Genomic DNA, 20,000 nt, shown 5'->3' on the forward strand with positions numbered 1-20,000 from the left:
AGCTTGATTCCCACTATTGGTTAACAAAGGAGGAGAGCAAATGGGGCTTTTTAAGATGTTTAAGGAAGATGTGGATGTCGTTTTTGATCAAGATCCTGCTGCTCGTTCTTACGTTGAAGTCATTTTAACGTATTCAGGATTGCACTCTATCTGGGCCCACCGGATTGCCCACGCATTCTATAAAAAGAAATTTTTCTTTCTGGCCAGAGTGATTTCCCAATTAAGCCGCTTCTTTACCGGGATAGAAATTCACCCCGGGGCCAAAATCGGCCGCCGTTTCTTCATTGATCACGGGATGGGAGTGGTCATAGGGGAAACCTGTGAAATAGGAGATAATGTTACTTTGTTTCAAGGCGTCACGCTCGGCGGTACAGGTAAGGAAAAAGGGAAGCGTCACCCAACATTACTGGATAATTCCCTGGTAGCTACAGGAGCCAAGGTTCTGGGATCTATCACAATTGGAGAAAATTCTAAAGTAGGGGCGGGATCAGTCGTCCTCCATGATGTGCCTCACAATTCAACCGTAGTTGGAATACCGGGCCACGTGGTCGTGCAGGACGGGAAGAAAGTACAGCAGAAAGATCTCGATCATCATAAGCTGCCCGATCCGGTTTATGATCGTATCAACCAGTTAGAAAAGGAGATTAAGCAGTTACAAGAGGAAGTAAAAGAAGCTAAAGGAGTGAACTAGCATGAGTATTCATATATATAACACGCTGACAAGAAAAAAAGAACCATTCCGGCCTTTGGAAGAGGGTAAAGTAAAGATGTATGTGTGCGGCCCAACGGTTTATAACTATATCCATATTGGCAATGCCCGCCCTGCTATTGTTTTTGATACGGTACGCAGATATTTCGAATATCGTGGCTACGACGTACACTACGTGCTGAACTTTACAGATGTAGATGACAAACTTATCAAAGCGGCTAATGAGTTAGGGGAAGAGGTTCCTGACATTGCCAACCGTTTTATAGATGCCTATAAAGAAGATGTAGGCGCACTTGGCGTAAAAGAAGCGGTGGACCATCCGCGCGTAACTGAAAACATGGAGGAAATCATTGATTTTGTAAAAGGGCTGATTGATAAAGGGTACGCCTATGAAGCAAAAGGGGATGTGTATTTCAGAACTCGCTCCTTTGATAATTATGGGAAGCTTTCCCATCAGTCCGTTAATGAACTGAGATCTGGTGCTCGCATAGAGGTGGGAGACAAAAAGGAAGACCCGCTTGATTTTACACTATGGAAGGAAGCCAAGCCAGACGAAATATCATGGGAAAGTCCTTGGGGGAATGGACGTCCGGGGTGGCACATTGAATGTTCCGCTATGGCTAAAAAGTATTTAGGGGAGACCATCGATATTCATGCCGGCGGCCAAGATTTAACTTTCCCTCACCACGAAAATGAAATCGCCCAGTCAGAAGCACATAATGACCAGTCGTTTGCGCGTTACTGGATGCACAACGGGTATATTAATATTGAAAATGAAAAGATGTCTAAATCCCTTGGGAATTTCATTCTTGCTCACGATCTTGTGAAAAAGCATGACCCTCAGGTTATTCGCTTCTTTATGCTCAGTGTTCAATACCGTCACCCTATTAATTTCAGTGATGAATTATTAAAAGGTGCGAAAAGCAGTTTTGACCGGATTCGTAATGCATATGAAAATTTAAAGCATCGTAAATCTGCCAGCATGAACCTTCAAAATGATTCGGATCGCTGGATTAAGGAAATAGAAGCTCACAAGGAGCAGTTTATTCAAGAAATGGATGATGATTTTAATACGGCAAACGCCATTTCTGTTTTATTTGACCTTACCAAATCAGCTAATCTTTACCTTCAGGAAGAACAAACCCATACAATTGTGCTTGAGGCTTATGAAGATACGTTGAAAGAACTGATGATGGTACTTGGTCTTGAGATTGAAACCCAGTCAGAATTGCTGGATGAAGAGGTCGATGCGCTGATTGAAGAACGGAAGCAGGCAAGAAAAGATCGTAATTTTGAAAGAGCCGATCAGATACGTGATGAGTTAAAAGACAGAAATATTATGTTGGAAGACACTTCCCAGGGTACACGCTGGAAGCGAGGCTGATCCCATGACCATGAACGATGTGAAACAAATGAAAAGCCTGGCGCTTGCCTACATGGGAGACTCTGTCTATGAGTTGTATGTAAGGAAGCACCTTTTAGAAAGTGGAAAAATACAACCTCAACGGCTGCATAAAGCAGCCGTGAAATTCGTATCTGCTGTTTCCCAGGCGAGGGCGGTAGGCCACTGGCAGGAAGAAGATTTATTGACAGAAGAAGAACAAGCCGTGCTAAGACGAGGGAGAAATGCCAAGTCTGGGTCTGTACCTAAGAGCACCAATGTACAAACTTATCGTTATTCGACTGGCTTTGAAGCGGTTCTTGGTTTTCTTTATTTATCTGGAAAGACCGAGCGGCTGGAAGATTTAATCGAACAGACGATCCAATTTGTAGAAGAAAGGGGTGGAGATGATGAATAACGAATGGATTATAGGAAAGAACCCAGTGCAGGAAGCCCTGAAATCAGGAAGAGCTATTAATAAAGTGATAGTGTCCGAGCAGCTTCAACACCAGGCCTATAAAAAACTGGAACAGGCAGCTAAAGAGAATGGGGTCATTGTACAGAAAGTCCCGAAAAAGAAGATTGATCAGCTCGTCGAGGGCAATCATCAGGGTGTAGCGGCTTCGGTGGCCGCTTATGAATACAGTGACCTTGAGGATTTGTTTGCTAAAGCTGAAGAAAAAGGGGAACCGCCTTTTTTCATCATTTGCGATGAAATCGAAGATCCTCATAATCTGGGGTCGATTTTAAGAACTGCGGATGCGAGCGGAGCACACGGCGTGATTATACCAAAACGACGCTCAGTGGCTCTTACCTCTACGGTGGCTAAAACGTCTACCGGAGCTATTGAGTATATTCCGGTAGCTAGAGTAACCAATCTTGCGAGAACGATCGACGAATTGAAAGAAAGGTTTGTGTGGGTCGTCGGAACAGACGCAGATGGTACGGAAGATTACCGACGGCTGGATGGAAATATGCCGATCGCGCTTGTGATTGGAAGCGAGGGGCGAGGAATGAGCCGTCTGACAAAAGACAAATGTGATTGGACCGTAAGTCTTCCCATGGCTGGTAAAGTGACCTCTCTGAATGCATCCGTTGCTGCTTCTTTATTAATGTACGAAGTGTATAGAAAGCGCCGCCCTGTCGGTGAGTAATAATGAATGTTCTAATAGTGGATGGCTACAACATGATTGGGGCCTGGCCGGAATTGAAAAGATTAAAAGAACAAGATTTTGGTCAGGCAAGGGATCTTTTAATTGAAATGATGGCCGAGTACCAGTCCTATACCGGGGACCGGATCATCGTGATCTTTGATGCTTATCATGTCCGGGGTGTTGCCAAAAAACAAAAAAATTACAAAGTGGAAGTTATTTTTACGAAAGAAAATGAAACAGCGGATGAACGGATTGAAAAGCTCGCGGGAGAACTAAATGATGTCCGAACTCAAGTTTATGTAGCGACCTCGGATTATGCCGAACAGCGAACAATTTTTGGACAAGGAGCCTTTCGAAAGTCTGCCAGAGAGCTGTATATTGAAGTGAAAAATATTGAAAAACAAATTAAAAAAGATGTCGAAACTCAGAACCAGGTCCAGTACCAGCCTAAGATACCAATGAATAAGGAAGTAAGAGAACTCTTTGAAAAGTGGCGCCGAGGAGATAAATAATTCTGACAACTTGTTGACGCTTTTGAAACGCTTACTGTATAATATTGCTATATTGAGGCAGCACGGTCGGGGGGATCCTGAGTGAGCATCATTCAAACGGAGAAAGACATCAACGAGTTGGATCTTAGCAAACTTGATGACGAAGTAATCATCGAACGAATTAATCAAGGAGAGGTCCAATCTCTTGATTATTTAATTAATAAGTATAAGAATTTCGTTCGCGCAAAAGCCCGAACGTATTTTCTTATTGGTGCAGATCGTGAAGATATTGTGCAAGAAGGAATGATCGGTCTTTACAAGGCGATACGAGATTACCAGGAAGGTAAGTTATCTTCATTTAAAGCTTTCGCAGAGTTATGTGTCACCCGTCAGATTATTACCGCAATCAAAACCGCCACACGCCAAAAGCACATTCCATTGAATTCCTACGTGTCCTTAGACAAGCCTATTTACGATGAAGAATCAGATCGAACCTTGCTTGATGTAATAGCCGGTTCAAAAGCAATAGATCCTCAAGAATTAATTGTGAATAAAGAAAAGTTCTGCGATATGGAAGAGAAGATTTCTGAGCTTCTGAGTGATCTCGAGAAAAAAGTCCTTGCTCTTTATTTGGACGGGCAGTCCTATCAGGAGATTTCGGTTGAATTAAATCGACATGTTAAATCGATTGATAATGCCCTCCAACGGGTTAAAAGAAAGCTTGAAAAGTATCTGGAAGTAAGTGAAATCACACTATAAGACACAGATTGACAGTATGTTTGAAGCGTGCTACATTTGTTGAGTGTGTAAACCTCTGGTTATGAGGAGAGAACGTATGAGAAACAAAGTAGTGCTAGCCTGTACAGAATGCCAAAGTCGTAATTATAGTTCATATACAAATCGATCTAATCAATCCGACCGTCTGGAAGTTCGTAAGTTTTGTAAGAAATGTGGCAAACATACCTTACATCGCGAAACGAAATAGAGAAAGAAAGCCGGCAGGCGCAAGTTTGGGGGTATTTGCAGCATGTTTAAATTTTTTAAAAACGTAGCTCGAGAAATGCGCAAAGTGAGCTGGCCTAAGGGACAGGAACTTACGCGGTACACCATTACTGTATTAAGTACAGTTGTTTTTGTTGCCGTATTCTTTGCTATTGTGGACCTTGGGATCTCTGAGGTGCTTGAACTTATTTCTAAAGAATAGTAGAGTTGATTTTGTGCTATACTTGTAAATAGACTTACAAAAAACCCGTTCAGCGGGTTTTTTATGTTGGAGAAAAATTCTAATTTAAAATAAGGGAGGGAAGGGCAAGTATTTGTCCTGAGATAATGGAAAAAAGATGGTATGTTGTTCACACCTATTCAGGTTATGAAAACAAAGTAAGGGCGAACTTAGAGAAACGTGTTGAATCCATGGGTATGGAAGATAAGATCTTTCGCGTTCTTGTCCCTGAAGATGAAGAGACGGAAATTAAAAATGGTAAAACGAAAATTAACAAAAAGAAAGTATTTCCCGGCTACGTGCTGGCCGAGATGGTCATGACAGATGATTCGTGGTACGTGGTTCGAAATACACCAGGCGTGACCGGGTTCGTTGGTTCTACTGGTTCGGGTTCCAAGCCAATCCCTCTCCTGCCCGAAGAAGCAGAGACTGTACTAAAACGCATGGGTATGAATGAACAACCGAAAACTGAAGTTAACCTAGAAGTGAAAGAAAGTGTAAAAGTGACAGATGGACCTTTTGCTAATTTCACTGGCACGATCGAATATATTGATACAGATAAACAAAAAGTAAAAGTTCACGTCAACATGTTCGGTCGGGAAACACCGGTTGAACTGGATTTTTCTCAAATAGAAAAACTATAAAATATAATCCTACCCTTGCATTATGCATATAAAGATGCTAGAATTTTTATGTTCTATATGTGCCTCGGATAAAGAGGTGTTTTAAGCATATTGCGATGAGTGGGAGGGGTAAACCCTATTACCACATCACGGACTTTAAGGAGGTGTGTCTCGTGGCTAAAAAAGTTATTAAAGTTGTAAAACTTCAGATCCCTGCAGGGAAAGCAAACCCAGCACCACCGGTAGGACCTGCACTAGGTCAAGCTGGTATTAATATCATGGGTTTCTGTAAGGAGTTCAACGCTCGTACGCAAGATCAAGCGGGTATGATTATTCCGGTTGAAATTACGGTATTTGAAGACCGTTCATTTACATTTGTTACCAAAACTCCACCAGCTGCTGTTCTTCTTAAGAAAGCGGCAGGTATCGAATCCGGTTCTGGTGAGCCGAACCGTAACAAGGTAGCTTCTGTCAATCGCGATCAAGTTCGCGAAATTGCGGAAACAAAAATGCCTGACTTAAACGCTGCTGACGTTGAGGCTGCAATGCGCATGGTTGAAGGTACTGCGCTAAGCATGGGAATTACAGTTGAAGACTAATCCCACAACGTCACTCTGATGGAGTTAAAGGTTGCGAAATAGGAGTCCGACTTCTTTCGCAACCTTTATTCGTGGGAGGTTAATCCGTTAAAACCACAACAAGGAGGAAATTAAAATGGCTAAAAAAAGTAAAAGACAACAAGAACTTCAAAAACTTGTTGATCGTACGAAATCTTATAATGTACAAGAAGCAATCGATCTTGTAAAAGAGACGTCTAAAGCGAACTTTGATGAAACAGTTGAAGCGGCATTCCGTCTAGGCGTTGATCCTAAGAAAGCGGATCAGCAAATTCGCGGAGCTATGGTGCTTCCACACGGTACGGGTAAATCCCAGCGTGTTCTTGTTTTCGCTAAAGGTGATAAAGCGAAAGAAGCAGAAGAAGCAGGTGCTGACTACGTAGGTGAACAAGACCTGATTAATAGCATTAATCAAGGCTGGTTCGATTTTGATGTAGTCGTTGCCACTCCTGACATGATGGCTGAAGTAGGTAAGCTGGGCCGAGTACTAGGACCAAAAGGTCTTATGCCAAACCCTAAAACAGGCACTGTGACGTTTGAAGTAGAAAAAGCAGTTAATGAAATCAAGGCTGGTAAAGTTGAATACCGCGTTGATAAAGCTGCTAACATCCACGTTCCAATCGGAAAAGCTTCTTTCGACAAACAAAAGCTTGCGGAAAACTTCGAAGCTATTACAGATGCTCTAGTAAAAGCTAAGCCTCAAGCATCAAAAGGAACTTATATGCGTAATGCTGCTGTTTCATCAACGATGGGTCCTGGAATCAAAGTTGATGTTTCCAATTTCGCTAAATAATAAAATTTAGTATTGACTTATCGTCCCTAATTAAATTATAATTAGGGACGTTGTATAAATGAATACGTTATACCGTAGACAGTAGGTGCGGATGCAACTCCGCTTAATTTCCTGCCGAGGTGTGTGAATAAGCAGGACAGCGCTAAAAACGCCCTGTTCTCTCATACGTACCTCCATGTCTGCATGGAGGTACTTTTTTGTGAAACCTTCCGGAACGGTATGATGAAAAGTCAATAGGAGGTGGAAAGATGAGCAGTATTATTGAACAGAAACAGCAAATTGTTAATGAATTGGCTGACAAGTTCCGCAATAGTAAATCTGCTGTATTGGTAGATTACCGCGGTCTTGATGTTGCAGAAGTAACAGAGCTTCGTTCACAACTTCGTGAAGCGGGCGTTGATTTCAAAGTGTATAAAAACACAATGACTCGCCGTGCTACAGAAGCAGTTGAACTAAGTGAACTTCATGAAGTTCTTCAAGGACCAACTGCCCTTGCGTTCCATGAAGATGACGCTGTAGCTCCAGCAAAAATTCTAAACAATTTCGCTAAAGATCACGATAACCTTGAAATTAAAGGTGGCGTAATTGAAGGACAAGTTGCAACTCTTGAACAGCTTCAGGAACTTGCCAACATCCCAAGCTACGAAGGTCTTGTATCTATGTTCCTAAGCGTACTACAAGCTCCTGTTCGAAACTTCGCATATGCTACAAAAGCTATTGCGGATCAGAAAGAAGAAGAAAGCGCGTAAATCTCGCGTTCGACTAAACTATAACCTTTAAAAATAATAAGGAGGAAATTTCTCATGTCTAACGAACAAATTATCGAAGCGATTAAAGAAATGTCTGTTCTTGAGCTTAACGACCTAGTTAAAGCAATTGAAGAAGAATTTGGTGTATCAGCTGCAGCCCCAGTTGCTGCCGGCGGTGCTGCTGCAGGTGCAGAAGCTGAAGAAGAGCAAACTGAATTCGACGTAGTACTAGAATCAGCTGGAAGCTCTAAGATCAAAGTTGTTAAAGCAGTACGTGAAATCACTGGTCTTGGTCTTAAAGACGCAAAAGACCTAGTTGATAACGCTCCTGGCGCAATCAAAGAAGGCGTTTCTAAAGAAGAAGCAGAAGAAATGAAATCTCAGCTTGAAGAAGCTGGCGCAACGATCGAACTTAAGTAATTGTATCTTTAAAGTAAAGCTCGCTGATCATCGGCGGGCTTTCTTTTGCTTACTAGATGAAAAGAGGGTGTTCGGATCATGTCGGAACATTACTATTCAAAGAAAACCGCCGCAAAAAGTGATGAAAAAACCTGGTCTTACACATTACGCGACCGCTTATTAACCTTTACTACAGATCACGCCGTTTTCTCAAAAGGTGAAGTGGATTTTGGGTCTCGTTTGCTTATAGACTCGTTTACAGCTCCGCCAGTGGACGGAAACTTCCTGGATCTTGGATGCGGTTATGGACCGATTGGTCTTTCCCTTGCGCTAGAGTATCCAGATCGCCAGGTTGTAATGGTGGATGTAAATGAGAGGGCTTTGAATCTTGCGGAAAAGAATGCTGCTAAGAATCAGGTTACTAATGTAGAGATTAAAGAGAGTGATCGACTCCGTCAGTTGGAAGGCCGCCAGTTTGCTGCGATACTGACCAATCCCCCTATACGTGCAGGGAAAAAGGTTGTGCACGCTATGTTCGAAGAGGCTAAGAAGGCTCTTTGTAAATCCGGTGAGCTATGGGTGGTCGTTCAAAAGAAGCAAGGGGCTCCTTCTGCTAAACAAAAAATAGAAGATTTGTTTGGAAATATTGAAGTCGTTCGCAAGGAAAAAGGCTACTATATTTTCAAAGCTCAAAAAGTTTGACTAGGGTATTTAATTATGCTAGTATTGGAAAATGCCAATGTATGCTCGTCCTGTCAAGTCTTTTTTAGGAAAATGTATAAAAAGCTTGGTAGAAGGGTAAAATGGTGAAAATTAATAAGTGAAAGTAAATGAGGTTATCTATATCAAGTCGACCCTTTTTCTTTTTTGTCTAACGTTAGAGAGAAATGAAGAATCACCATTTGCTATAGAGGCGAATGTTTAAATAGTGCTTGTGGCAAGATCAACCGCAAGCCTGTTCGGCATGTCTTGCCGAACGCTTTTTTCGTTATTAAAATGCTTGATTTGAGGGGTGAATCAGTTGACAGGTCAACTAGTTCAGTATGGACGACACCGCCAGCGCAGAAGTTATGCTCGTATCAGTGAAGTTTTAGAGTTACCTAACTTAATTGAAATTCAGACGGCTTCCTACCAATGGTTCCTGGAAGAAGGTCTGAAGGAAATGTTTAAGGACATTTCTCCAATTGAAGATTTCACAGGTAACTTATCATTAGAGTTTGTAGACTACAGCCTTGGCGAACCAAAGTATCCAGTGGATGAGTCAAAAGATCGCGATGTAACATATAATGCACCACTTCGTGTGAAAGTTCGTCTCTTAAACAATGAGACAGGGGAAGTGAAAGAGCAAGAAGTATTTATGGGGGATTTCCCTCTTATGACAGACACCGGTACCTTTATTATTAATGGTGCTGAACGTGTTATCGTTTCACAGCTTGTTCGTTCTCCGAGTGTATATTACAACAAAAAGATTGATAAAAACGGCAAGAGAGGTTATACAGCTACTGTTATTCCTAACCGTGGTGCGTGGCTGGAGTTCGAAACCGATGCGAAAGACGTAGCACATGTCCGTATCGATCGTACTCGTAAATTACCAATCACCGTACTGCTGCGTGCTTTAGGATTCGGAACAGACCAGGAGATTATAGATCTTATTGGCGAAAACGAATACCTGAAAAACACGCTCGAGAAAGATAATACAGAAAATAGCGAGAAAGCGTTGCTTGAAATCTATGAGCGTCTACGCCCTGGCGAACCGCCAACAGTAGAAAATGCTAAGAGTTTACTTGTTTCTCGTTTCTTTGATCCGAAGCGCTATGATCTAGCTCGCGTCGGACGTTATAAAATGAATAAAAAGCTTCATATAAAAGATCGATTGTTTAATCAAACGCTTGCTGAAACGTTAGTAGATGAAGAAACAGGCGAAGTATTGGCAGAAAAAGGCGATAAAATTGACCGTCGTCTGCTTAATAAATTGATTCCACATTTCGATGATGAAGAAACTACCCTTAGTGAAAGATCTCTTGATCCAGTTGAGGGAGTACTTGAAGAACCGATGCGTGTACAATCGGTAAAAATTGTAGACCCAACAGATCCAGAAGGAGAACGTTCCATTAATGTGATCGGGAACGCAAACATCGACCGTGATGTAAAAAATATTACACCGGCAGATATCATTTCTTCTATCAGTTATTTCTTTAACTTACTGCATAATGTGGGTGGAACAGATGACATTGACCACTTAGGTAACCGTCGTCTTCGTTCCGTAGGTGAACTTCTGCAGAACCAATTCCGTATTGGTCTATCCCGTATGGAGCGCGTAGTACGTGAACGTATGTCGATTCAGGACACTTCATCTATTACTCCACAGCAGTTAATTAATATACGTCCAGTGATTGCTTCAATTAAAGAGTTCTTTGGCAGCTCACAGTTATCTCAGTTCATGGACCAGACTAACCCGCTAGCGGAATTAACACACAAACGTCGTCTTTCTGCTCTAGGACCGGGTGGTTTAACACGTGAGCGTGCAGGATTTGAAGTTCGTGACGTACACTACTCCCACTACGGACGTATGTGTCCAATCGAAACTCCTGAGGGACCAAACATCGGTCTGATCAACTCCTTATCTTCTTATGCGAAGGTAAATGAATTTGGGTTTATCGAAACACCTTATCGTCGAGTGGATCCTGATACTAACAAGGTAACTGCTCAATTTGATTATCTGACAGCAGATGAAGAAGATAATTATGTTGTAGCGCAGGCCAACGCCAAACTCGAAGAAGATGGTTCCTTTACTGATCCTGAAGTTATCGCTCGTTTCCGTGGTGAAAACACGGTAGTAAGCCGGGATCGCTTAGATTATATGGACGTATCACCGAAGCAGGTAGTATCGGCGGCAACTGCTTGTATTCCATTCTTGGAAAACGATGACTCTAACCGTTCTCTAATGGGTGCAAACATGCAGCGTCAGGCTGTACCATTGCTTCAGCCGGATGCTCCACTTGTAGGTACTGGAATGGAATATGTATCAGGTAAAGACTCAGGTGCTGCTGTCATCTGCCGCAACGAAGGTATCGTTGAGCGTGTAGAAGCAAAAGAAGTGTTTATACGCCGTATATCTGAAGTGGATGGTAAAGAAGTAGAAGGCGATCTTGATCGTTACCGTCTACAGAAATTCATCCGTTCCAACCAGGGAAGCTGCTATAACCAGCGTCCGATTGTTTCTAAAGGCGACCGTGTAACGAAAGGGGAAATCCTTGCTGATGGACCTTCCATGGATATGGGAGAGTTAGCACTTGGACAAAACCCACTAGTTGCATTCATGACATGGGATGGTTACAACTATGAGGACGCCATCATCATGAGTGAACGTCTGGTGAAAGATGACGTGTACACTTCTATTCATATTGAAGAATATGAATCAGAAGCCCGCGATACGAAACTCGGACCAGAAGAGATTACAAGAGACATTCCTAACGTAGGTGAAGATGCTCTTCGTGACTTAGATGAACGCGGAATTATCCGTGTAGGAGCTGAAGTTAGTGATGGAGACCTTCTTGTAGGTAAAGTTACTCCTAAAGGGGTTACGGAATTATCTGCTGAAGAACGTCTGCTCCATGCTATCTTTGGTGAAAAAGCTCGCGAAGTCCGCGACACTTCTCTTCGTGTACCTCACGGTGCAGGAGGAATTGTGCTTGATGTTAAAATCTTCAATCGTGAAGATGGAGATGAACTTCCGCCAGGAGTTAACCAGCTGATTCGCGTGTACATCGTTCAGAAGCGTAAGATATCTGAAGGTGACAAAATGGCTGGACGTCACGGAAATAAAGGTGTTATTTCTAAAATTCTTCCGGAAGAGGATATGCCATTCTTACCAGATGGAACTCCGGTAGATGTCATGTTGAACCCGCTTGGTGTACCATCTCGTATGAATATCGGACAAGTACTTGAGCTTCACTTAGGTATGGCTGCCCGTCTCCTTGGAGAAAGAGTAGCAACTCCAGTATTTGATGGTGCTCGAGAAGAAGATGTTTGGGAGACACTTGAAGAAGCAGGCATGTCCCGCGATGCGAAGACCATTTTGTATGATGGACGTACAGGGGAGCCGTTTGATAACCGTGTATCTGTTGGTGTTATGTATATGATTAAACTGGCACACATGGTTGACGACAAGCTGCACGCCCGTTCCACTGGACCTTACTCTCTTGTAACCCAGCAGCCATTGGGCGGTAAAGCTCAATTTGGTGGTCAGCGTTTCGGTGAGATGGAGGTATGGGCATTAGAAGCATATGGTGCTGCCTATACTCTTCAAGAGATTCTGACAGTGAAGTCAGATGACGTAGTCGGTCGTGTGAAAACGTATGAAGCGATTGTTAAAGGTGATAACGTTCCAGAACCAGGCGTACCTGAATCCTTTAAAGTTCTAATTAAAGAGCTTCAAAGTTTAGGTATGGATGTGAAAATTCTTTCTGGTGATGAACAAGAAATAGAAATGCGGGATATCGAAGAAGAGCAAACGAAAGAATCCGAGAATTTAAACCTAGACGATTAATAGACGTATTGTTCCAGACACCCGTGTTCTAAGTTTAGGGTAAAACCCGGATACTGAAAGGGAGGTAGGCCCCTTGCTAGATGTAAACAACTTTGAGTATATGAAAATTGGTTTGGCTTCACCTGATAAAATCAGATCTTGGTCTTACGGTGAGGTCAAGAAGCCAGAAACAATCAATTATCGTACGCTAAAACCCGAAAAAGACGGGTTATTCTGTGAAAGAATCTTCGGTCCGCAAAAAGACTGGGAGTGCCACTGTGGTAAATACAAGCGTGTCCGTTATAAAGGTGTCGTTTGTGACCGTTGTGGTGTGGAAGTAACAAAAGCCAAAGTACGTCGTGAGCGGATGGGGCACTTGGAATTAGCTGCCCCAGTCTCCCACATTTGGTACTTTAAAGGTATTCCAAGCCGTATGGGACTTGTACTTGATATGTCCCCGCGTGCTTTGGAAGAAGTCATCTATTTTGCTGCTTATATCGTAACGGATCCAGGCGAAACAGCCCTTGAGAGAAAGCAGCTGCTTTCTGAAAAGGAATATCGTTCATACCGTGAAAAATTCGGGCAGGGATTCCAGGCAGCAATGGGTGCTGAAGCTATCCGTAAGTTGCTTTTTGATATCGATCTTGAAGGAGAAGTAGAAACTCTGAAAGAGGAATTAAAAACAGCTCAGGGTCAGCGACGAACTCGTGCTATTAAACGTTTGGAAGTGCTAGAATCTTTCCGTCATTCAGGAAACGATCCTTCATGGATGATTCTTGATGTACTGCCTGTCATTCCACCAGAGATTCGTCCGATGGTTCAATTGGACGGCGGACGTTTCGCAACCTCTGACTTGAACGACTTATATCGTCGAGTAATTAACCGTAACAATCGTCTTAAGCGTTTGTTAGATTTAGGAGCACCGACGATCATCGTCCAGAACGAAAAGCGTATGCTTCAGGAAGCTGTAGATGCCCTTATTGATAATGGCCGCCGCGGCCGTCCAGTTACAGGGCCTGGTAACCGTCCACTTAAATCCCTTTCTCACATGCTGAAAGGTAAACAGGGACGCTTCCGTCAAAACTTGCTTGGTAAACGTGTCGACTACTCTGGTCGTTCCGTTATCGTTGTGGGGCCATCCTTGAAGATGTACCAATGCGGACTTCCGAAAGAAATGGCGCTTGAACTGTTCAAGCCTTTCGTTATGAAAGAACTCGTATCCCGTGGCCTTGCCCACAACATTAAATCAGCAAAGCGTAAAATTGAGCGTGTTCACCATGAAGTTTGGGACGTTCTTGAAGATGTTATTAAAGAGCACCCTGTACTACTAAACCGTGCTCCAACACTTCACCGCCTTGGTATCCAGGCGTTCGAACCTACATTGGTAGAAGGCCGTGCCATCCGTCTTCACCCGTTGGTATGTACAGCTTATAATGCTGACTTTGACGGTGACCAAATGGCGGTTCACGTGCCGTTGTCTTCCGAGGCCCAGGCAGAAGCCCGGATCCTAATGCTGGCTGCTCAAAACATTCTTAACCCTAAGGATGGTAAGCCGGTCGTTACACCATCACAGGATATGGTGCTAGGTAACTACTACCTGACGCTTGAACGTGAAGGATCTGTTGGAGAAGGAATGTTCTTCAAAGATCTCAATGAAGCGTTAATGGCTTATCAGAATGGGTATGCGCACCTTCATACACGGGTTGCCGTTCAGGCAAGCTCTTTAGGAAATGAAACCTTTACTGAAGAGCAGAATCAGCAGCTGCTTCTTACTACAGTTGGTAAGTTGATCTTTAATGAAATGCTGCCTAATTCCTTCCCGTATATGAATGAGCCAACCCAAGAGAACCTTGAAGTAAAAACACCGGATCAATACTTTGTTCCTAAAGGTACAGATATTCGTCAAGAAATATCGAACCGCGGAGAAGTATCTCCATTCAAGAAAGGGATCCTGGGTGACATTATTGCAGAAGTATTTAAACGCTTCTCTATTAGTGAAACATCTAAGATGCTCGATAGAATGAAAGATCTCGGCTTTGCTTACTCTACTAAAGCAGGTATTACGGTGGGTGTATCTGACGTCGTAGTACTTCCAGAGAAGCAGGAAATTCTGGAAGAAGCTCAAGGTAAGGTTGATAAAGTTCTTAAACAGTTCCGCCGTGGTTTAATTACCGACGAAGAACGCTATGACCGAGTAATTGAAATCTGGTCCGGGGCTAAAGATGATATTCAAAACCGTTTGATGAGTTCCTTAAACCCGCGTAACCCTATATTCATGATGAGTGATTCAGGAGCACGTGGTAACGCGTCCAACTTTACTCAGCTCGCTGGTATGCGTGGTCTTATGGCCAACCCGGCTGGACGTATTATTGAGCTTCCAATCAAATCAAGTTTCCGTGAAGGCTTAACAGTACTTGAGTACTTTATTTCCACACACGGCGCTCGTAAAGGTCTTGCCGATACAGCACTGAAAACAGCGGACTCTGGTTACCTGACGCGTCGACTTGTTGATGTAGCTCAAGACGTAATCGTCCGTGAAGATGATTGTGGTACAGACCGTGGATTACCAGTAAGTGCAATTACGGAAGGTTCAGAAGTAATAGAACCGCTAATTGATCGTCTGATTGGCCGTACGGCATTCCAAACAGTTAAACACCCGGAAACTGGTGAAGCACTGGCGAGTCGTAACGAAGTCATTTCAGAAGATGGTGCTAAACAAATCGTAGACGCCGGTATTGAAAGCATTGTTATCCGCTCTGCCTTCACTTGTAATACTAAACACGGCGTATGTAAGAAGTGCTACGGCCGCAACCTGGCAACAGGTGACGAAGTCGAAGTTGGCGAAGCAGTTGGAATCATTGCTGCTCAGTCTATCGGTGAGCCTGGTACCCAGCTTACAATGCGTACCTTCCACACTGGCGGTGTTGCCGGAGATGACATCACTCAAGGTCTTCCGCGTATCCAGGAGATTGTGGAAGCGCGTAACCCTAAAGGTCAAGCAGTGATTACAGAAATCGACGGAACCGTACAGGAAGTTAACGAAGTGAAAGAAAAACAAGAGATCGTGGTTCAAGGGGCTGTAGAGAGCCGCTCTTATACGGCGCCGTATGGTGCTCGTATGAAAGTTACTGTAGGAGATGCTGTGTCCGCAGGAAGTCCTCTTACAGAAGGTTCCATCGATCCGAAAGAACTGTTGAATATCCAGGGACTTGATGGAGTTCAGCAATATCTTCTTAAAGAAGTACAGAAAGTATATCGAATGCAAGGTGTTGAAATCTCTGACAAGCACGTTGAAGTAATGGTCCGCCAGATGCTTCGTAAAGTTCGTGTGCTTGATTCTGGAGACACCGATGTACTTCCTGGCTCACTTCTTGAGATCCACCAATTTAAAGAAGCGAACCAGAAAGCTCTTGTGGAAGGCGGACAGCCTGCAGTGGGTCGTCCGGTCATTCTTGGTATTACCAAAGCATCGCTTGAAACAGACAGCTTCCTGTCTGCGGCGTCCTTCCAGGAAACAACTCGTGTCCTGACTGATGCAGCGATTAAAGGTAAGAGAGATGAACTTCTAGGATTGAAAGAGAATGTTATTATCGGTAAGCTTGTACCAGCGGGTACGGGCATGACACGCTACCGTAAGATTCAAGCTCAGTCTGAAGGAGCACCTGAACAACAGACCCAGCCAGAAGAAGTCACTCATTCTTAAAAAGAATAGATAGATGTTAACAAAGGGTAAAATTAATGGAAGCACAAAAAAACTACCCGAAATGCAGTTGACATGCATTTTGGGTAGTGATAATATAATCAAGGTGCTTCCGTTTATCCTTGTTACTTTGGAGGATATGAAAGATGTCTTATGAAAAAGTAGCACAGGCTAAATCAGAAATAGTGATTGGGACCAAACAAACACTTAAAGCCATGAAAAATGGTGAAGTGATTGAAGTCATAACGGCTGACGATGCTGATCAGACGATGACATTGAAAGTAGTCCGACTGGCCAGGGAATTAAAAATCCCTCATACCCGCGTTTCTTCCATGAAAGAACTGGGAAATGCTTGTGGTATTGATGTTGGAGCTGCTACAGTGGCGATAAAGCAATAAAGTTTTGGCGGTAAATCGCGAAAGCTTTGTTTTTTGCCTTTTTATGAACCACCTGGATGTGTGGTATTAAGAAATGTGAAGAAGGGAGGATACAAATATGCCAACTATTAATCAATTGGTACGTAAAGGACGCGAAAGCAAAACGAAACAAACAAACGCTCCAGCCTTGAACAAAGGCTTTAACAGCTATAAAAAACGTATGACGGATCAGTCTTCTCCACAAAAACGTGGTGTTTGCACACGTGTCGGTACGATGACACCTAAAAAACCGAACTCCGCATTGCGTAAATATGCACGTGTTCGTTTGACCAACCAGCTAGAGGTTAACGCCTATATCCCTGGTATCGGCCACAACCTGCAAGAGCACAGTGTTGTTCTTATCCGTGGCGGTAAGGTTAAAGACTTGCCAGGTGTTCGTTACCACGTTGTACGTGGTGCCCTAGACACAGCAAGTGTTGAAGGCCGCAGACAAGGTCGTTCTAAATACGGTACGAAGAAACCTAAAAAATAATCGATAACAGATATCGATTAACTATTAAAAATATGGAAGGGAGGGGAACATATGCCACGTAAAGGTCCAGTAGCTAAACGTGATGTGTTACCAGATCCGATGTACAACTCTAAGCTTGTCACTCGTTTGATCAACCAGATTATGGTTAACGGTCAGCGCGGGAAAGCTCAAAAGATTCTTTATAAATCTTTCGAATTAGTTCAAGAGCGCAGCGGCAATGACGCTATGGAAATCTTCGATCAGGCGATGAAAAACGTAATGCCTGTATTGGAAGTACGCGCTCGTCGTGTTGGTGGTTCCAACTACCAAGTACCTGTAGAAGTTCGCCCTGAACGTCGTCAGGCACTAGGATTGCGCTTCATTGTTAACTATGCGCGTCTTCGCGGAGAGAAAACAATGGAAGAGCGTCTTGCTAACGAAATTCTAGATGCAGGTAATAACACTGGTGCAGCAGTTAAGCGCCGTGAAGAAATGCACAAGATGGCGGAAGCTAACAAAGCATTCGCTCACTATCGTTGGTAATCATCAAACAAATAACCTTACAATTGGAAAGGAGAAAGAATCATGCCTAGAGAGTTCTCCTTGGAAAGAACACGTAATATCGGTGTAATGGCTCACATTGATGCTGGTAAAACAACAGCCACCGAGCGTATTCTTTTCTACACAGGACGTATCCACAAAATTGGTGAAACTCACGAAGGAGCTTCCCAAATGGACTGGATGGAGCAGGAACAGGAGCGCGGAATTACCATTACTTCCGCAGCGACCACTGCTCAATGGAGAGATCACCGTATTAACATCATTGACACACCAGGACACGTAGACTTCACAGTTGAGGTTGAACGTTCCCTGCGTGTACTTGATGGTTCTGTAGCCGTATTGGACGCTCAGTCTGGTGTTGAACCACAGACGGAAACAGTATGGCGCCAAGCGACAACTTACGGTGTACCCCGTATTGTGTTCGTAAACAAAATGGATAAAGTAGGGGCAGATTTCATCTACTCCCTCGGTACTCTGCAAGAGCGCCTTGGAGCTAATGCGGCTGCCGTCCAACTTCCAATAGGAGCAGAAGATGAATTCGAAGGAATCATCGACTTGATTACTATGGAAGCTTACTATTACATGGATGACTTGGGTACTCGTGCAGAATCACGCCCAATTCCAGATGAATACAAAGAGCAAGCTGAAGAGTACCGCACAAAACTTATTGAAGCTGTAGCGGAACTTGATGAAGACTTGATGATGCAATACCTTGAAGGGGAAGAAATCACGAATGAGCAACTTAAAGCTGCCGTTCGTACAGCTACTCTAAGCGTTGATTTCTATCCTGTCTTCTGTGGTTCTGCTTTCAAAAACAAAGGTGTTCAGCTATTGATTGATGGAGTAATTGATTACCTTCCATCTCCTCTAGATGTACCTCCAATCGAAGGTCATGTACCACAGACAGAGGAGTCTGTTGTTCGTAAAGCTGACGATAACGCTCCGTTCTCTGCGCTGGCTTTTAAAGTCGCGACAGACCCTTATGTAGGTAAACTAACATTCTTCCGCGTATATTCTGGTAAGCTTAACGCTGGTTCATACGTGAAGAACTCTACGAAAGATAAGCGTGAACGTGTAGGTCGTATCCTGCAAATGCACGCCAACTCTCGTGAAGAGATTTCAACAGTTTATGCCGGTGATATCGCTGGTGCTGTTGGACTTAAAGATACAGGTACAGGCGACACACTATGTGATGAAAAGAGTCTTGTTATTCTTGAATCTATGGAATTCCCTGAGCCGGTTATCTCTGTAGCTATCGAACCGAAATCCAAAGCTGACCAAGATAAAATGGCAATCGCCCTTGGTAAGCTTGCGGAAGAGGATCCGACTTTCCAAACTGAAACGAACGTGGAAACTGGACAAACGATTATTGCTGGTATGGGTGAGCTTCACCTTGACATTATCGTTGACCGTCTCCGTCGTGAGTTTAAAGTTGAAGCGAATATCGGTGCTCCACAAGTTGCTTATCGTGAGACTTTCCGTGCTAGTGCCAAAGTCGAAGGTAAGTTCGTACGTCAGTCCGGCGGCCGTGGACAATTTGGTCACGTTTGGGTTGAATTCGAACCTAACGAAGAAGGCGCTGGATATGAATTCGTTAACAAAATCGTTGGTGGTGTAGTACCGCGTGAATATATTCCTTCCGTAGAACAAGGAATCAAAGAATCCTTGGAAAACGGAGTGTTAGCTGGTTATCCAATGGTTGACATCAAAGCCACTCTATATGATGGTTCTTACCACGATGTTGACTCCAACGAAATGGCCTTTAAGGTTGCCGCATCAATGGCTCTTAAAGAAGCTAAAAACAAATGTAAACCAGTTCTTCTTGAACCAATGATGAAAGTTGAAGTAGTCATTCCGGAAGAATACATGGGCGATATCATGGGTGACGTAACTTCACGTCGTGGACGTGTAGAAGGTATGGAAACTCGTGGTAACGCACAGGTTGTTAAAGCATTTGTACCACTATCCGAAATGTTTGGTTATGCGACAGCGCTTCGCTCCAACACACAAGGACGTGGAACTTACACGATGCACTTTGACCACTATGAAGAAGTGCCGAAGAGCATCTCAGAAGAAATCATCAAGAAAAATTCTGGTGAGTAATTGATTTTTTTGACGAGTTGAAGTATAACTTGTAATGTGAGCTTAGGAGCGCGGTTTAGATGCTCGCTCCTGAGCTTCATAT

20 protein-coding genes and 1 other annotated feature are annotated in these 20,000 nt (G+C 43.4%); all 20 genes read left to right on the plus strand.

Annotated features, from left to right (window positions below; all coding sequences use genetic code 11):
• Positions 1–40 precede the first annotated feature (40 nt).
• Complete coding sequence (gene cysE, locus WAM07_RS07430; protein ID WP_089752367.1) at positions 41–691, plus strand: serine O-acetyltransferase; 651 nt, start codon at positions 41–43, stop codon at positions 689–691.
• Between the two features lies 1 nt (position 692).
• Positions 693–2,093 (plus strand): cysteine--tRNA ligase, encoded by a 1,401-nt coding sequence (gene cysS, locus WAM07_RS07435; RefSeq protein WP_422165891.1) that lies wholly within the window; start codon positions 693–695, stop codon positions 2,091–2,093.
• Positions 2,094–2,097: 4 nt separating this feature from the next.
• Positions 2,098–2,508 (plus strand): Mini-ribonuclease 3, encoded by a 411-nt coding sequence (locus WAM07_RS07440; protein WP_422165892.1) that lies wholly within the window; start codon positions 2,098–2,100, stop codon positions 2,506–2,508.
• Complete coding sequence (gene rlmB / locus WAM07_RS07445; protein WP_014641402.1) at positions 2,501–3,244, plus strand: 23S rRNA (guanosine(2251)-2'-O)-methyltransferase RlmB; 744 nt, start codon at positions 2,501–2,503, stop codon at positions 3,242–3,244. The genes WAM07_RS07440 and rlmB overlap by 8 nt, the downstream gene beginning before the upstream one ends.
• A gap of 2 nt (positions 3,245–3,246) precedes the next feature.
• Positions 3,247–3,756 (plus strand): NYN domain-containing protein, encoded by a 510-nt coding sequence (locus tag WAM07_RS07450; RefSeq protein WP_014641403.1) that lies wholly within the window; start codon positions 3,247–3,249, stop codon positions 3,754–3,756.
• Positions 3,757–3,837: 81 nt separating this feature from the next.
• Positions 3,838–4,494 carry an RNA polymerase sporulation sigma factor SigH gene (sigH, locus tag WAM07_RS07455; RefSeq protein ID WP_422165893.1) on the plus strand — a complete coding sequence of 219 codons (657 nt, stop codon included), beginning with the start codon at positions 3,838–3,840 and terminating at the stop codon, positions 4,492–4,494.
• A 61-nt stretch (positions 4,495–4,555) separates the two neighbouring features.
• Complete coding sequence (rpmG, locus tag WAM07_RS07460) at positions 4,556–4,720, plus strand: 50S ribosomal protein L33 (RefSeq protein WP_422165894.1); 165 nt, start codon at positions 4,556–4,558, stop codon at positions 4,718–4,720.
• Positions 4,721–4,762: 42 nt separating this feature from the next.
• Positions 4,763–4,939, plus strand: a complete 177-nt coding sequence (gene secE / locus WAM07_RS07465; RefSeq protein WP_014641406.1) for a preprotein translocase subunit SecE — start codon at positions 4,763–4,765, stop codon at positions 4,937–4,939.
• A 125-nt stretch (positions 4,940–5,064) separates the two neighbouring features.
• A complete protein-coding gene (gene nusG, locus WAM07_RS07470; RefSeq protein WP_422165895.1) occupies positions 5,065–5,601 on the plus strand; it encodes a transcription termination/antitermination protein NusG in 537 nt (178 codons plus the stop codon).
• Between the two features lie 152 nt (positions 5,602–5,753).
• The gene (rplK, locus tag WAM07_RS07475) at positions 5,754–6,179 is read left to right on the plus strand and encodes a 50S ribosomal protein L11 (RefSeq protein WP_014641408.1); all 426 of its coding nucleotides are present in this window, start codon (positions 5,754–5,756) and stop codon (positions 6,177–6,179) included.
• A 115-nt stretch (positions 6,180–6,294) separates the two neighbouring features.
• Complete coding sequence (gene rplA, locus WAM07_RS07480; protein WP_014641409.1) at positions 6,295–6,990, plus strand: 50S ribosomal protein L1; 696 nt, start codon at positions 6,295–6,297, stop codon at positions 6,988–6,990.
• A gap of 54 nt (positions 6,991–7,044) precedes the next feature.
• Positions 7,045–7,198, plus strand: a sequence feature (ribosomal protein L10 leader region).
• Between the two features lie 40 nt (positions 7,199–7,238).
• Complete coding sequence (rplJ, locus tag WAM07_RS07485) at positions 7,239–7,739, plus strand: 50S ribosomal protein L10 (RefSeq protein ID WP_089752374.1); 501 nt, start codon at positions 7,239–7,241, stop codon at positions 7,737–7,739.
• A gap of 54 nt (positions 7,740–7,793) precedes the next feature.
• Positions 7,794–8,159: a 50S ribosomal protein L7/L12 gene (gene rplL, locus WAM07_RS07490; RefSeq protein WP_014641411.1), complete on the plus strand. Its 366-nt coding sequence runs from the start codon at positions 7,794–7,796 to the stop codon at positions 8,157–8,159.
• Between the two features lie 78 nt (positions 8,160–8,237).
• On the plus strand, positions 8,238–8,840 hold the full coding sequence (locus tag WAM07_RS07495; RefSeq protein WP_422165896.1) for a class I SAM-dependent methyltransferase: 603 nt from the start codon (positions 8,238–8,240) through the stop codon (positions 8,838–8,840).
• Between the two features lie 319 nt (positions 8,841–9,159).
• Positions 9,160–12,687 carry a DNA-directed RNA polymerase subunit beta gene (gene rpoB / locus WAM07_RS07500; protein WP_422165897.1) on the plus strand — a complete coding sequence of 1,176 codons (3,528 nt, stop codon included), beginning with the start codon at positions 9,160–9,162 and terminating at the stop codon, positions 12,685–12,687.
• Between the two features lie 73 nt (positions 12,688–12,760).
• Complete coding sequence (rpoC, locus tag WAM07_RS07505) at positions 12,761–16,369, plus strand: DNA-directed RNA polymerase subunit beta' (protein WP_422165898.1); 3,609 nt, start codon at positions 12,761–12,763, stop codon at positions 16,367–16,369.
• Between the two features lie 143 nt (positions 16,370–16,512).
• Positions 16,513–16,764: a 50S ribosomal protein L7ae-like protein gene (locus WAM07_RS07510; protein ID WP_422165899.1), complete on the plus strand. Its 252-nt coding sequence runs from the start codon at positions 16,513–16,515 to the stop codon at positions 16,762–16,764.
• A 97-nt stretch (positions 16,765–16,861) separates the two neighbouring features.
• On the plus strand, positions 16,862–17,275 hold the full coding sequence (gene rpsL / locus WAM07_RS07515) for a 30S ribosomal protein S12 (RefSeq protein WP_014641416.1): 414 nt from the start codon (positions 16,862–16,864) through the stop codon (positions 17,273–17,275).
• Positions 17,276–17,326: 51 nt separating this feature from the next.
• Positions 17,327–17,797 (plus strand): 30S ribosomal protein S7, encoded by a 471-nt coding sequence (rpsG, locus tag WAM07_RS07520; RefSeq protein WP_422165900.1) that lies wholly within the window; start codon positions 17,327–17,329, stop codon positions 17,795–17,797.
• A 42-nt stretch (positions 17,798–17,839) separates the two neighbouring features.
• Complete coding sequence (gene fusA, locus WAM07_RS07525) at positions 17,840–19,918, plus strand: elongation factor G (protein WP_422165901.1); 2,079 nt, start codon at positions 17,840–17,842, stop codon at positions 19,916–19,918.
• The last annotated feature ends 82 nt before the right edge of the window (positions 19,919–20,000 follow it).

The sequence above is a fragment of the Halobacillus sp. genome (genome assembly GCF_049282395.1).
GTDB lineage: Bacteria > Bacillota > Bacilli > Bacillales > Halobacillaceae > Halobacillus.